Raw genomic sequence first — 13,826 nt, 5'->3', positions numbered from 1 at the left:
CGGACCGTGCGCCGGTGCACGCGCGTCCCCGCGTGAAAGGAAAACCATGAACGCTCTCATGAGGCGGGGCGCGGCCCGCCTTGCCGCGGCCTTCCTGGCCTCCGGCCTGGCCGCCGTCGGCCCGCTCGCCGCCGCGGCGCCGGCCGCCGCGGACGACGCGCCCCGGACCACCGGCGGGGTGACCGCCACGCTCGGCAGGATCACCCAGGGGGCACGCGCCGTCGTCAAGGACTCCGGCCGGGCCACGGACGTCCTGGCCGGCCTGTACGAGATGAAGGTCGACGACGGCGGCAACCTCCAGACGTACAGCGTCGACATCCGCACCAACGCCGTCGACGGCACGAAGTACAAGGAGGCCGACTGGGCCGAGTCCTCCCTGCACGCCAACCAGAACGCCGGGAAGATCCGCTGGATCCTGGAGAACTCCTACCCCCAGGTCAACGACCTCGCCAAGCTCGCGAAGGCGGCCGGCGCCGACAAGCTCGGCCCCAACACCGCCGCGGCCGGCACCCAGGTCGCCATCTGGCGCTACGCCGACGGCGTCACCGTCGACGCGGCCGACCCCGATGCCCAGAAGCTTGCCGACCACCTCTACAAGAACGCCGAGAACCTCGACGAGCCCAAGGCGTCCCTGCGGCTCGGCCCCCCGGCCGTCTCCGGCCGGCCCGGCCAGCGCATCGGCCCGGTCACCGTGCGCACCACCGCCGGCAGCGTCACCGTCACCCCCTCCGGGGACGCCGTGGGCAAGGGCATAAAGATCGTCGACAAGGACGGCAAGCCGGTCACCTCGACCACCGACGGCGGTCAGGTCTACTTCGACGTGCCGGCCGGCGCCGCCGACGGCACCGCCTCGCTCAAGGCCGGGGCCGCCACCAAGGTCCCGGTCGGCCGCGCCTTCATCGGCGTGGGCACGAAGACCCAGACACAGGTCCTCGCGGGCTCCAGCGAGGCCACCACCGGCGCGACGGCCACGGCCACCTGGGCGCAGAAGGGCGCGATACCGGCGGTCTCCGGGCGCAAGGACTGTGCCCGGGGCGGCATGGAGGTGACCACGGAGAACAAGGGCGACCAGCCCTTCGCCTTCGAGCTCGACGGCCGCAAGGACACCGTCGGGCCCGGCGCCTCCAAGGCGGTGCTGGTGACCGTCGCCGAGGACCACGCGTACAGGATCACCGTCACCGGGCCGCACGGCTTCGCCAAGACGTTCTCCGGCATCCTCGACTGCCGGACCGCCGGGATCGGCACCACCAGCGCCACCTCCGGCCCCCTGCCCTCCGCGAGCCCCTCGGGTGCTGCGGCCAGCCGCACGGCCGGCACCGCCGGGTCCGCGGGCCGGGCCGGCGCGTCCGCCGGCGGCGACCTGGCCGGCACGGGCAGCAGCAGCGCGACGCCGCTGATGGCGGGCGTCGCGGTGGTCCTGATGATCGCCGGCGGTACCGCGGTGTACCTCCTGCGCCGCAGGGAGGCGTGAATGCCCGGCGGCGCGGCACGGCGGAACGCGTTTCCGCCCAGGGCTTCCCGTACGGCAAGATGGGGTGTATCTGCCCTCACACGGCGGAGCCGCACATTGGCCCACCTCGATTGCCGGACGGTTTCTCTTGGCTGAGTACATCTACACCATGCGCAAGACGCGCAAGGCGCACGGCGACAAGGTCATCCTCGATGACGTGACGCTGAGCTTCCTGCCCGGTGCCAAGATCGGTGTGGTCGGCCCCAATGGTGCCGGTAAGTCCACCGTGCTCAAGATCATGGCCGGTCTGGAGCAGCCGTCCAACGGCGACGCCTTCCTCTCCCCGGGCTACAGCGTCGGCATCCTCATGCAGGAGCCGGAGCTCGACGAGACCAAGACGGTGCTGGAGAACGTCCAGGACGGCGTCGCGGAGATCAAGGGCAAGCTCGACCGGTTCAACGAGATCGCCGAGCTCATGGCCACCGACTACTCCGACGCGCTGCTGGAGGAGATGGGCAAGCTCCAGGAGGAGCTGGACCACGCCAACGCCTGGGACCTCGACGCCCAGCTGGAGCAGGCCATGGACGCGCTGGGCTGCCCGCCCGCCGACTGGCCGGTCGTCAACCTCTCCGGTGGTGAGAAGCGCCGCGTGGCCCTCTGCAAGCTGCTGCTGGAGGCCCCCGACCTGCTGCTCCTCGACGAGCCCACCAACCACCTCGACGCCGAGTCGGTCAACTGGCTGGAGCAGCACCTGGCCAAGTACGCCGGCACCGTCGTGGCGATCACCCACGACCGCTACTTCCTCGACAACGTCGCCGAGTGGATCCTCGAGCTCGACCGCGGCCGCGCCCACCCCTACGAGGGCAACTACTCCACCTACCTGGAGAACAAGGCCGCCCGTCTGAAGGTCGAGGGCCAGAAGGACGCGAAGCGCCAGAAGCGCCTCAAGGAAGAGCTGGAGTGGGTCCGCTCCAACGCCAAGGGCCGCCAGGCCAAGTCCAAGGCGCGTCTCGCCCGCTACGAGGAGATGGCGGCCGAGGCCGACAAGATGCGGAAGCTGGACTTCGAGGAGATCCAGATCCCGCCGGGCCCGCGTCTGGGCAACGTCGTCGTCGAGGTCAACAACCTCTCCAAGGCGTTCGGCGACAAGGTCCTCATCGACGACCTGTCCTTCACCCTGCCGCGCAACGGCATCGTCGGCGTGATCGGCCCGAACGGCGCCGGCAAGACCACGCTGTTCAAGATGATCCAGGGCCTGGAGAAGCCGGACTCGGGCGACATCAAGATCGGCGAGACGGTCAAGATCTCGTACGTCGACCAGAACCGCGCCAACATCGACCCCAAGAAGACGCTGTGGGCCGTCGTCTCCGACGAGCTGGACTACATCAACGTCGGCCAGGTCGAGATGCCCTCCCGCGCCTACGTGTCGGCGTTCGGCTTCAAGGGCCCGGACCAGCAGAAGCCGGCCGGCGTGCTCTCCGGCGGTGAGCGCAACCGCCTCAACCTGGCGCTCACCCTGAAGCAGGGCGGCAACCTGCTGCTCCTCGACGAGCCGACCAACGACCTCGACGTCGAGACCCTCTCCTCCCTGGAGAACGCGCTGCTGGACTTCCCCGGCTGCGCCGTGGTCGTCTCCCACGACCGCTGGTTCCTCGACCGCGTCGCCACGCACATCCTGGCGTACGAGGGCGACTCGAAGTGGTTCTGGTTCGAGGGCAACTTCGAGTCCTACGAGAAGAACAAGATCGAGCGCCTCGGCCCGGACGCGGCTCGTCCGCACCGCGCCTCGTACAAGAAGCTCACCCGGGGCTGAGCATGGCCCGGCACACTTACACCTGCCCCCTGCGCTGGTCGGACATGGACGCCTACGGCCATGTCAACAACGTGGTCTACCTGCGCTACCTCGAAGAGGCGCGGATCGACTTCGTCACCCGGCTGGCGCGGGAGGGCGGCGGCCACGGCCCGTTCTCGGCCGGCTCGGTCGTCGCCCGGCACGAGATCGACTACCTGCGCCCGCTGGTGCACCGGCCCGAGCCGGTGACCGTCGAGACCTGGGTCACCAGGATCGGCGGCGGCTCGGTGACCGTCTCGTGCGAGGTGAAGGACGAGGAGCACGTCTACGCCCGCGCCCGCACCGTCGTCGTCCCCTTCGACGTCACCGCGGGCCGCTCCCGGCGGATCACCGACGAGGAGCGCGAGATCCTCACCGGCTGGACCGACGAGGACACGCAGGACGAGAAGAAGCAGGCGGACGAGGGGGCCGTCGCCGCATGACCGTGCGGCTGCGCTTCGCCGACGCCGGGGAGGCGGCCGACCTGGCCGCCTTCCTGGCCCGGCTGATCCACTACGACCGGGCCGCCGTCGTCCGCGTACAGGCGGGCGGCGAGGTGCTCGGCGTGTTCGGGCGGCCGCCCTCCTTCGAGGTGCTGGCGGTCCGCACCGCCCGGCTGGCCGCCCCGGCCCGCCTGGACGCCACCGTCTCGGCCGGACAGCTGGCGGACGCGCTCGACGCCGCCGTCCGGGGCGCCGAGGAGCCGGAGGCCGTCCTCCCGCCGACCGTCACCGGCCCGCCGTGGGCCGGGGTGCTGCCGCCGCGCGGCGGCTGGGAGCGCGTCGAGGGGCTGCCGGACGTGGACGCGATGCGCGGGGCGCTGGCCGCCGCCGTCGCCGAGTTCCGTACGCGGGACGAGGCGCTGCCCGCGCAGCGCCGTACCCGCGCCGAGCGCGACCACATCGGCCGTGAGATCTGGTCCCGCACCCTGGGCGCCACCGGCCTGCCGCTGCGTGCCGTGCACGCCGCCCAGGCCCTGGGATTCCTGCCGGCCACCGGCGCGCGCAGCGAACTGCCCGCCCCCCGCAGGACCGGCACCACCGCCCTCGCGCCCGAGCCGCCGGTCCTCTTCCGGGCCGCCGGCTGGCTGCGGCTGCGCACCACTCACGGTTCGGTCGCCGTCCGCACCGGCGGCGGCCTGCGCGACCTGACCGTCACACCGACCCGCTGACCAGCGGGGCCGGCAACGCCACCCGGGGGTCAGACCTCCGGCGTATTGATCATGAATGCGGCGGCGTGCGTGAGGTACGCCCACATCTGCCGCTCGTGCTCGGGCGCCAGCCCCAGCTCGTCCACCGCGTCCCGCATGTGCCGCAGCCAGGCGTCGTGCGCCGCGCGGTCCACGGTGAACGGCGCGTGGCGCATGCGCAGCCGCGGGTGGCCGCGGGTCTCGCTGTAGGTGCGGGGGCCGCCCCAGTACTGGATCAGGAAGAGCACCAGGCGCTCCTCCGCCGGGCCGAGGTCCTCCTCCGGGTACATCGGCCGCAGCAGCGGGTCCTGGGCCACGCCCTCGTAGAAGCGGTGGACCAGGCGCCGGAACGTCTCCTCGCCGCCGACCTGCTCGTAGAAGGTCTGGTCCTGAAGCGTGCCGCGCGGAATCTCCATCACGTCTCCATGGTCTCAGACGCCACGGCGGAGGACCGCGGTCCTAGGACCCGGCCCCCGGCTCCGCGCACCCCGCTCTACGCCCGCCGCACCGTGATCGTCGTCCACGCCCCCACGTGCACCCGGTCCCCGTCCTGGAGGGGGACGGGTACGTACGGCTGGATCGGGTCCTCGGAGCCGTTGACCGTGGTGCCGTTCGTGGAGTCCTGGTCGACGACAGCCCAGCCGCCGTCCGGCTGCTGCACCAGCATCGCGTGCTGGTGCGAGACGCCGGGGTCCTCCGGCGGGCGGGACAGGTCGATGTCGGGCGACTCGCCCGTGCTGTGCCGACGCCGGCCGATGGTGACCTGCCGGCCGGCGAGCGGGAAGCGCAGCTCCGGCGAGTAGGCGGGCAGGTTGAGGCCGGCCGCCTCCGGGCCGCTGCGGTTCATCATCGACAGGAAGTACTCGCGGTCCGGCCCCACGACGGCCACCCAGCCGCCGGCGGCGGAGCCGGCCGGCGGCTGCCCGCCCTCGCCGGCCGTCCGGGCGCCCTGGTGTTCCCCGGTGCCCTGGTGCTCGTAGCCGGACCGCTCGTACGGGCCCTGGTGCTCGTACGGCTCGTACCCGTAGGGGCCGCCCGGCGCGGGCACCGGACCCGGAGGAGCCGGGGGAGCCGGCGGCGCGGGCGGGGGCGGGGTGAGCACCCAGTCGTCGTCGCCGAATCCCTGGGTCTCCGGCTCCAGCGGCTCGGCCGGGCGGTTGACCCGGGAGGGCCGCGAGCCCTGGTAGTCGAGGCCCGGCGGCGGGGTGTGCGTGGGCGGCGGGGGCGGCGGCGCGGACTGGAAGCCCTGGCCGCCGGGCGGCGGCGCGTAGGGGTTGGCCGTACGGGTCAGGAAGTTGTAGCGGCACTCCTCGCAGAACGGGGCCTGGGCCTCGCGGGGCGTGCGGCACTGCGGGCACAGCTCCGCCTGGACGGTCGCGTCACCGGTGGGCCAGCCGTAGCCGCCGGTGGTGCCCGGCGGGGCGGGGGGCGGCGGGGGAACGGCCGGCCCGGACGGCGCCACGGTTCCCGCCATCCGGTGGCCGCACACCTCGCACCAGTCCTCCGCCCCCGAAGGGTGGCCGTTAGGGCAGGTCGGCATGTCGGTCGATTCCCCCTCAGCTGTCACTTACCGGGCCGCTCCCCGGCACACGGGTCGCGCTTCCCGGCGCCCGCCTCACTTGCGGACGCGCACCGTCTTGGTCGAGCGGGTCTCGAGCGTCATCTCCGCCTCCTCCGAGACCTTCGCCTTGAGCCGCACAGTACCCTTCGCGGCGTCCACCACGTCCACCACCTTCGCCAGGAGTTTCGCGGTGTCCTCGTGGCCCGAGCGGCTGGCCAGCTGGACGGCCCGGCCGAGCTTGGCGGTGGCGCCGTCGACGTCCCCGGCCTTGCGCAGGTCCAGGCCCTGCTGGATGGCGTGGGCCAGCTCGGCCTGCCCGGTGTAGTGGGCCACCTGCGGGTTGAGGGCGGTGGACGCGGTGAGGTCGTCGGTCCACACCGCGCGGACCAGGCCCTGGGCGAGGACCTGCGGCGGGGCGCCGGCGGGCGCGGGCACCACCAGCGAGGCGCGGGCGGCCAGCATCTCCCGGCCCACCGGCGCGGCGGGCACCCGGACGCACACGTGGTAGTCGCGCGACTCGTCGCCCCACGCGCCGGTCGGGTAGTCGCCGGCGCGCGGCCCGGCCTCCTCGCGGCGGTCCGTCAGGTCCTCGACCGTGGGGGCGACCTGTTTGACGAAGGCGACCTCGGCGTCCTGCGGCGTCCACAGCCGCAGCGCGACGTCACCGACCTCCTTGCCCATGACGGTCTCCATGATCCGCGTGAAGTCCGCGGCCAGCCCCGCCGGGTCGGCGACGATGTCGGCCGTGCCCAGCAGGGCGGAGGCTATGCCCTTGACCTCCTTGACCTCCCAGTCGATGCCCACCCCGCGCGCGTCACAGGTGAAGCGGCCGGAGCAGGCGTCGAGGGTGGCGCGCAGGGCGTCCGGCTCCTCGTGCTCGTTGCGCCCGTCGGTGAGCAGGATGCCGTGGCGTATCGCGGCGCCGGAGCCGTCCAGCAGCCGGTCGGCCAGCCGCAGCCAGGTGCCGATGGCCGTGCCGCCGCCGGGGCTCAGCTTGCGCAGCGCCTCCTTGGCCTGACCGCGCGTCACGGCGTCGGCGACCGCGAGCCGTCCGCCGCCGGGGTACACCTCGCGGGCCTGGTGGGTGCCGGCCACCACGGCGAAGGACACGCCGTCGCGCAGCGCGTCGACGGCGGCGGCCGTGGCGTCGCGGGCGTTGCGCATCTTGGCCGGCGGGTAGTCCATCGAACCGGAGCAGTCCACCATGACGACGACCGCGGCCCGCCCGTCGGGCGCGGCCGCCGGCACGGCCGTGGCGTCGGGGGCCGCGGTCACCGTGACGATGGCGTTGACCTCCCGGCCCCCCTCCGGGAGATGAGGGTTCTGGTACACCTCGACCGAGAACCGGGGCAGCCCCGGTGCGGCGGCGTTGGCCATTGATCCGCTCCTTCGTCCGTGGCTCCGTGGCGCCGTGGCTCCCCGGCCACGGGCTCGCGTGCGCGTGCGGTGGTCGGACGGCCGCGCGCGGCGCCGGGCCACGGCACCCGCGGACGAACCCCCCGTCGGCACCGGTCCCGGTTCCCCCCGCCGGTGCCCTTCCGTCAGGCCGATCCTGCCCCTTCCGGCCGGGTGGGGAACGGCAGTACGGCCACTGTTACGTTGTCGTGGCCCCCGCCGTCCAGGGCGTGCGCCAGCAGACGGCGTGCGCACTCCAGCGGCCGGGACCGGGCGTCGGGCGGCACCACGGCGGCCATCTGCTCGGCCGACTCGGCGTAGTTCCACAGCCCGTCGGTGCACACGACGACCACGCCGGGCCGGTCCGGGTGGTACGACGCGGTGTGCGGCTCCACCTCGTAGGCGTCCGCGCCGAGCCAGCCGGTGATGGCGTGCGCGCGCTCGTCCGCGTACGCCTCGGCCTCCGACATCAGCCCCGCGGCGACCATCTGGGCGGCCCACGAGTCGTCCTCGGTCAGCCGCGCCGGCTGCGTGCCGCGGTCGTCGGGCACCCAGTACGCGCGGCTGTCGCCGACCCAGCCCACGGTCAGCAGGTCACCGGTGACCACGGCGCTGACGATGGTGCAGGCGGGCGCGTTCTCCTGCCGGTAGGGCGTGTGCTCCCGCGCCTCCGCGGCGGGCCCGGCCAGCGCGGCCACGGCCTCCGCGGCGCTGACGACGGCCCGGCGCGTGGCCTCGCGCGGGTCCGTGCCCCCGGCCAGGCCGGTGACGAGGGTGTCGCGCGCGGCCGCGCAGGCCGCCGCGGACGCCTCGTCGGGGCGCGCCGCGGACGACACGCCGTCGCTGACGACGGCGACGACGGCCGGGCTGCCGTCCGGCAGCGCGGCGGTGGACGTGGCGAAGGCGTCCTCGTTGCGGTGGTGGCGCAGGCCGCGGTCGCTGACCGCGGCGACGCCTGCCGACTCGTGCTCCATGTGATCCCGTTCGCGCGGTTGTGCGTGCCCGCAGTTCTCGCAGTACCCGTCGTTGTCGATCATGCCGGACCGGCACGCCGCGCACGGGGTGCCCGGGCCCGTGCCGTGCGCCGGCTGGCCGGGCACGGCGCCGCTCCGCGGCGCGGCGCGGTGGTCGTCCGCGCCCCGTGCCGGGGGCGTGCCCGCCCGGCGCGGGCCGCCGGCGGGCCGCGCGGCGCCGGGCGCGGACGGCACGGCCGACAGGTCCGTGCCGCACCCTCCGCAGAAGTTGTCGGCCGGTTCCAGCGGCTCGTGGCAGGCCGGGCACACCGTCAGCTGTGGGGGCAGTTGCGACATCGATCACACCCATGTCCTGGGGCGGTAACGGTTGGCCCGCTCCACCAGTTCGATCCGTTCCTCACCGCGCTGGGCCAGGCGGGCCAGCACGCGGTACGAGCGCTCCAGCCCGAACCGCAGGCCCCGCTCGTCCAGGCTGCTGCCGAGCAGCTCGGCGGGGCCGCCCCCCGCGGCCCCGCCCCCCGACAGCACCCAGTCCAGCGCGGAGCCGAGCACTTCCGTCGACAGGCGTTCGTACCGGACGTCGTCCAGGCCGAGCTCCGCCAGCCGTTCGACCTGCGCGGCGGCCGCCGCCAGGTCCGCGGGCAGCGCCGGGTCCGCCGGGCGGTCCCGCAACCGGGCCCGCACCGCCGCGACCCGGGCCGCCGTGCAGTGGACGGACGCCTCCGGCACCGACTCCAGCGCGGCCACCGCGCCCGCGCGGTCGCCGCCGGCCAGCCGCACCCGCGCCAGCGCGAAGGCCGCGCCGACGAAGCCGGGGTCGGTGGCCCACACGAGGTGGTAGTAGTCGGCGGCGTTGTCCAGCTGCCCGAGCACCTCGGCGCACATGCCCAGCGCCAGCTTGGGCGCGGGCTCGCCGGGGAACGCGTCGTAGACCGCGTCGAACGACAGCGCCGCCGTCCCGTGGTCGCCGCCGATCAGCGCGTGCACGCCGCGGTGCCACACCGTCCGCCAGTCCTCGGGCTGCACGGCCTCCAGCGCGGCGAGGACCTTGTCCGCCTCCTCGTCCTCGCCCAGGTGCAGCAGCGCCCGGACGCGGGCCAGCCGCAGCTCCGGCGAGTCGCCGGGCGCCGCCTGGAGCGCCGCGTACAGCTCGGCCGGCCGGGAGGCCAGCAGGCCGGCGAGGAAACCCGCGTTGGGGTCGCCCGGGTCGACCAGCGGCAACGGCAGGGCCAGCGCACAGGCCCGGACGTCCAGCGGCACCGTCGGTACGGCGACGGACGGGGTGACGGATGCGGACGGGGTGACGGGCGCGGATGTGGGGTCGGGGGCGGTGACCGCCGGGGCGTTGCGCCGCCGCCACCAGGGCTCCGGCAGCTGCCGTGCCCCCAGCCGCGAGACCTCGCCGCCCGCGCCCGTCGCGAACAGCGTGGTGTCCACCACCCGCGGCTCCGGCCCGAACAGCGTCGACAGCGCGGGCCGCGGCCGGCCCGTCTGCAGCGCCACGACCTCCCGCAGCACGCCCGTCAGCTGGTCCGCCATCTCGTGCGCGGAGGCGAACCGGCGCGAGGGCTCCGGGTCGGTGGCCCGTACGAGCAGCCGGTAGAACGACTCGTAGCGGCGGAAGACCTCGACGTGCTCCGGGTCGGGCAGGCTGTGCGCGAAGACGTTGGTGTAGCCCTGGAAGTCGAACGTGAGCACGGCCAGCGTGCGCGCCACCGTATAGAGGTCGGAGGCCACCGACGCGCCGCGCTCGGCCACTTCGGGCGCCTGGTAGCCCACCGTGCCGTAGATGGGGCTGTCCTGGTCGTCCATCCGCCGGACCGCGCCCATGTCGATGAGCTTCAGCTGGTCCTGCTGCTGGATGGCGTTGTCCACCTTGAAGTCGCAGTACAGCAGGTTGCGGCTGTGCAGGTGGGCCAGCGCCTCCAGGGCCTCGATGCCGTACGCGCACGCCTGTTCCACCGGCACCGGGTCGCGCCGCCCGTCGGGCCGCCGCCGCTCGTTGGCGATCTCCTTGAGCGACTTGCCGCCCACGTACTCCATGACGATGTAGCCGTCGAGGCTGCCCGTGCGCTGGTCCAGGTGCTCGACGAAGTTGTAGATGCGCACGATGTTGGCGTGCTCGATCTCGGCCAGGAAGCGCCGCTCGGCCACGGCGGCGGCCAGCGCGTCCTGGTCGCCCGTGTCGAGCAGGCCCTTGAGCACCACCCAGCGGTCGGAGACCGCCCGGTCGACGGCCAGGTAGATCCAGCCCAGCCCGCCGTGCGCCAGGCAGCCGGCCACCTCGTACTGGCCGTGCACCACGTCGCCCCGGCGCAGCTTGGGCACGAACGAGTACGGGTGGCCGCACTTGGTGCAGAAGCCCTCCGTGCGCCCCGGCCGGTCGCCGCGCGCCCGGCCCACCGGCGCGCCGCACTCGCCCCGGCTGCAGAACCGCTTGCGCTCGGGCACCTCCGGGTTCTCCAGCACCCGCTCCAGCGGCACGGGGCGCGGCACGCCCGGTACGGCCACCAGTCCCGCACCCAGCCGGCTGCGACCCGACGCACCGGGGCCCGAGCCCGTACGGCGGCTCTGCACCGACACCGACCGCGTGGGCACCCCTTCGGAGGCGCCCGACAGCGACCGCGACAGCCGGCCGGAAACGGACCGCCGGGACGACGACGACCGCGACGACGACCGCGACGACCGCTCCGAACCACCCGAACCGCCCGAACGCCCCGAGCCCGCCGACGCCGGCCCGGACCCGCCCGACCCACCTGCACGGCCCGAGCCCGCCGATCCCGACGAGCCCGCCGCGCCCCGCCCCGGGTGCGTCACGCCGGTGGGCGGCGAGCCCAGCACGCCGCCGGGCGCCACGACCGGCGCCAGGCCGCACGTGTCGCAGTACAGCTCGCCGCCGCCCACGTCCTCGTACGTGCCCGCGCAGTCCGGCCGCTGACAGCTGCTCCCCGTCATGCCTCCCCCTCGTGGTCCACGGGCACCGCCGCGCTCTGGCCCAGGCCCAGCCCCTGCGCCCGCTCCGGGCCGGCCTGCGCCGGCACCCGGCCGCCGGCCAGCGCCTCGGCCACCGCCTGCTGGTGGCGCAGCACCGCCTGTTCGGCGGCGACCAGGTCGCACGGTGCACTCCACAGCATGCGCCGCGCCAGGTCGTACCGCTCGACGACGCACGCGTCCTCGGCCACGCCGTGCCGCGCGGCCTTGGCCTTGTACGCGTCGAGACGGCCGCGCAGTTCGGCCCGGACGGCCAGCGGCGCGGTCACCGCCGTCAGCGACTCCCGGGCCCGCAGCAGCTCCTCCTCCGCGCGCTGCTCCAGCCCCTCCAGCAGGGGCGAGAGGCGGTGCCAGCGGGCGTTCCGGCGGTGGTCGGAGGCCACCGCCAGCTGCTCGTACAGGACCGTGGGCGGCCCCGACACGGCGGGCACCTCCGACGCGGCGATCTTCGACAGGACCTCCACGCGGGCCCGGCGGGCCTCGCCCAGGGTGCGGTCGGCGCGTGACAGCACGTCGCGGACGCGCATCAGCCGCTGTTCGGCGTCCTGCCGGACGTCGAGCACGGCCTCGACCTCGCGGCGCACCTCCTCCAGCGCGAGGGCCGCGCGGTCGTAGCGCACCGTGTCGGGGCGCCCGGTGCCGGGCGGCGCACCCGGCGGCGCCTCCGACCAGAACGCCAGGGGGTCGGCCACCACCTCGGCGCGCAGCGCCGCCAGTTCCGCCGTGATGCGGTCCAGGTCGTCACCGGCCGGGTGCTCGCCCGGGCGGACGCCCACCGAATGGGCCAGGGCGCGCACCCGGCGCAGCTCGGCCGCCAGCAGGTCGATGCGCGCGGGCAGCGCCGACCACACGGCGTCGGCGCTGACGACGACGGCCAGCGCCTGCGCGTACCACTCGTTCATGCGGTCGAGCAGCTCCTGGAGGCTCAGCCGCTCGCTGAGCCGCGGTGGGCCGCCCAGTACCGTGACGGCCGCGTGCGGCGGGCCGCCGGGCAGCGTGACGGCGCTGCCGCGCAGCAGGTCGGTCAGCTCGGACAGCTCGGCCGAGGTGGGCCAGCGCCGGCGGCCGCGCAGCTCACGCGCCGCCTGGAGGGCGTCGGTGTAGGCGTCGAAGCAGATCCACAGCTGGGTGACGAGCTGTTCGGTGACCGCCCACCGGCTCTTGGTGACACCGGTCAGCTCCGCGCCCTCCAGCAGGCGACGGCCGGCATGGTCCTGGAGGGCGAGCAGCGAGGACTCCACCGCCTCGTGCTCGGCGCCGAGCCTCGCCAGCGCACGGTCCACCTCCTCGCGGCTCAAGGCCGGCCCGGTGGGCCCCGCGACCGCCATGGATCCCCTCTCCCGCGCGCCGTTCCTGCCGCGCGCGCACGTCGGTGTCCTCGTCTGCCCCGTCAGTCCCGGTACTTCGGCTCCGGCGGTGCGGTGATGCCCTTCAGGTCGGCCGCCAGCCACTTGCGGTAGGCCAGCATCCATGGGCTCTCGCCGCCGCCCCGGCGGTAGTCCTCCAGGACCGCGTTGACCCGGCGTACCAGGTCTTCGTCCCGGAGGTTCATCGCCACGCCGTAGGACTCGGTGGTGAACGGTTTGCCGACCAGTCGCACGGACGGGTCCTGGGCCGCCTGCCCGGCGGCCAGGGCGCTGTCGGTGACCACCGCGTCGACCTGCCCCAGCTGGAGCCGCACCAGGCAGTCCAGCTGGTTGGGCACGGTGAGCACGGAGGCGCCGTGCGCCTCGCGCCGCAGCTCGCTCTCGCCCGTCGATCCCTTGGCCGTACAGACCTTCTTCCCCCTCAGGCTGTCGTCGAAAGCCGTCACCGGCGACCCCTTGGGCGCCAGCACCTGCTGCCCGGCCTCGAAGTAGGCCGTGGAGAAGGCGACTTGCCGGACGCGGTCGCAGTTGACGGTCATGGTGCGCACGACGATGTCCACCTTGCCCTTCTGGAGGGCGGGTATGCGCTGGTTGGTGGGGATCGCGAGAAAGGTCACCTTGTCGGGGTCGCCCAGGATGGCCTTGGCCACGGCCCGGACGAGGTCGATGTCGAAGCCGCTGAGCTCGCCCGTGGCCGGGTCGCGGTAGCCCCAGCGGTAGCTGTTCTGGTCGACGCCGGCGATGAGCCGGCCCCGCTCCTTCACGCGCCGCACGGCGGGCCCGTCGGCCGTCGACGGCCGCAGGCTCGCCTCCGGGTCGGTGCACGTCGCCGGCGCCCGTACGGCCGTGTCGCGCGCCCCCGGCGCGGTACGGGACGCGGCCACCGGCGCCGTGCGCCCGCCGCCCCCGCCGCCGTACGGCAGCAGGACGGCCACCGTCGCGGCGGCCACCGCGCAGCCCGTCACGACGGCCGCCCGGCGCCGCAGGCCCGTACGCCGCCCCGCAGCGCGCCCGGCACCCCGTTCCGTTCGTCCCACGGCTCGTCTCCCCCCGTCCCCGCCGCCCGGT

The 13,826-nt window shown here is 74.7% G+C and carries 12 protein-coding genes; 5 read left to right on the top strand and 7 right to left on the bottom strand.

The window, feature by feature from the left end; all coding sequences use genetic code 11:
- Positions 1 to 46: 46 nt before the first annotated feature.
- From IE305_RS08305 to IE305_RS08290, 4 genes are all read left to right on the top strand, one after another.
- The gene (locus tag IE305_RS08305; protein ID WP_190128778.1) at positions 47 to 1,471 is read left to right on the top strand and encodes a thioester domain-containing protein; all 1,425 of its coding nucleotides are present in this window, start codon (positions 47 to 49) and stop codon (positions 1,469 to 1,471) included.
- Between the two features lie 127 nt (positions 1,472 to 1,598).
- Entirely contained in the window at positions 1,599 to 3,263 is a 1,665-nt protein-coding gene (ettA, locus tag IE305_RS08300) for an energy-dependent translational throttle protein EttA (RefSeq protein WP_190128777.1), read from the top strand.
- Positions 3,264 to 3,265: 2 nt separating this feature from the next.
- Positions 3,266 to 3,724 carry an acyl-CoA thioesterase gene (locus tag IE305_RS08295; protein ID WP_190128776.1) on the top strand — a complete coding sequence of 153 codons (459 nt, stop codon included), beginning with the start codon at positions 3,266 to 3,268 and terminating at the stop codon, positions 3,722 to 3,724.
- Positions 3,721 to 4,452, top strand: coding sequence for a DUF8010 domain-containing protein (locus tag IE305_RS08290; protein WP_190128775.1), 732 nt, complete (start codon positions 3,721 to 3,723; stop codon positions 4,450 to 4,452). The genes IE305_RS08295 and IE305_RS08290 overlap by 4 nt, the downstream gene beginning before the upstream one ends.
- A 29-nt stretch (positions 4,453 to 4,481) precedes the next feature.
- On the opposite strand, the gene IE305_RS08285 is transcribed toward IE305_RS08290, so the two are convergent.
- From IE305_RS08285 to IE305_RS08265, 5 genes are all read right to left on the bottom strand, one after another.
- Entirely contained in the window at positions 4,482 to 4,886 is a 405-nt protein-coding gene (locus tag IE305_RS08285; RefSeq protein WP_190128995.1) for a globin, read from the bottom strand.
- A 77-nt stretch (positions 4,887 to 4,963) separates the two neighbouring features.
- Positions 4,964 to 6,010, bottom strand: coding sequence for an FHA domain-containing protein (locus tag IE305_RS08280; RefSeq protein WP_190128774.1), 1,047 nt, complete (start codon positions 6,008 to 6,010; stop codon positions 4,964 to 4,966).
- A 75-nt stretch (positions 6,011 to 6,085) separates the two neighbouring features.
- A complete protein-coding gene (locus tag IE305_RS08275; RefSeq protein WP_190128773.1) occupies positions 6,086 to 7,408 on the bottom strand; it encodes a vWA domain-containing protein in 1,323 nt (440 codons plus the stop codon).
- A 164-nt stretch (positions 7,409 to 7,572) separates the two neighbouring features.
- Positions 7,573 to 8,736, bottom strand: a complete 1,164-nt coding sequence (locus tag IE305_RS08270) for a protein phosphatase 2C domain-containing protein (RefSeq protein WP_190128772.1) — start codon at positions 8,734 to 8,736, stop codon at positions 7,573 to 7,575.
- Between the two features lie 3 nt (positions 8,737 to 8,739).
- Positions 8,740 to 10,983 carry a serine/threonine-protein kinase gene (locus IE305_RS08265; protein WP_444546158.1) on the bottom strand — a complete coding sequence of 748 codons (2,244 nt, stop codon included), beginning with the start codon at positions 10,981 to 10,983 and terminating at the stop codon, positions 8,740 to 8,742.
- A gap of 7 nt (positions 10,984 to 10,990) precedes the next feature.
- Between IE305_RS08265 and IE305_RS33885 the strand changes: the two genes are divergently transcribed.
- The gene (locus IE305_RS33885) at positions 10,991 to 11,338 is read left to right on the top strand and encodes a hypothetical protein (RefSeq protein ID WP_444546157.1); all 348 of its coding nucleotides are present in this window, start codon (positions 10,991 to 10,993) and stop codon (positions 11,336 to 11,338) included.
- Positions 11,339 to 11,351: 13 nt separating this feature from the next.
- Here IE305_RS33885 and IE305_RS08260 read toward each other — a convergent pair whose 3' ends face one another.
- Together IE305_RS08260 and IE305_RS08255 are read right to left on the bottom strand one after the other, a co-directional pair.
- Positions 11,352 to 12,719 (bottom strand): hypothetical protein, encoded by a 1,368-nt coding sequence (locus tag IE305_RS08260; protein WP_190128770.1) that lies wholly within the window; start codon positions 12,717 to 12,719, stop codon positions 11,352 to 11,354.
- A gap of 62 nt (positions 12,720 to 12,781) precedes the next feature.
- Positions 12,782 to 13,795: a glutamate ABC transporter substrate-binding protein gene (locus tag IE305_RS08255; RefSeq protein ID WP_373311537.1), complete on the bottom strand. Its 1,014-nt coding sequence runs from the start codon at positions 13,793 to 13,795 to the stop codon at positions 12,782 to 12,784.
- Positions 13,796 to 13,826: the final 31 nt, after the last annotated feature.

Source organism: Streptomyces mashuensis (assembly GCF_014654785.1).
Classification (GTDB): domain Bacteria; phylum Actinomycetota; class Actinomycetes; order Streptomycetales; family Streptomycetaceae; genus Streptomyces; species Streptomyces mashuensis.
The sequence above is the reverse complement of the archived record's forward strand: the minus strand, read 5'-3'. Positions and strand labels throughout refer to the sequence as shown.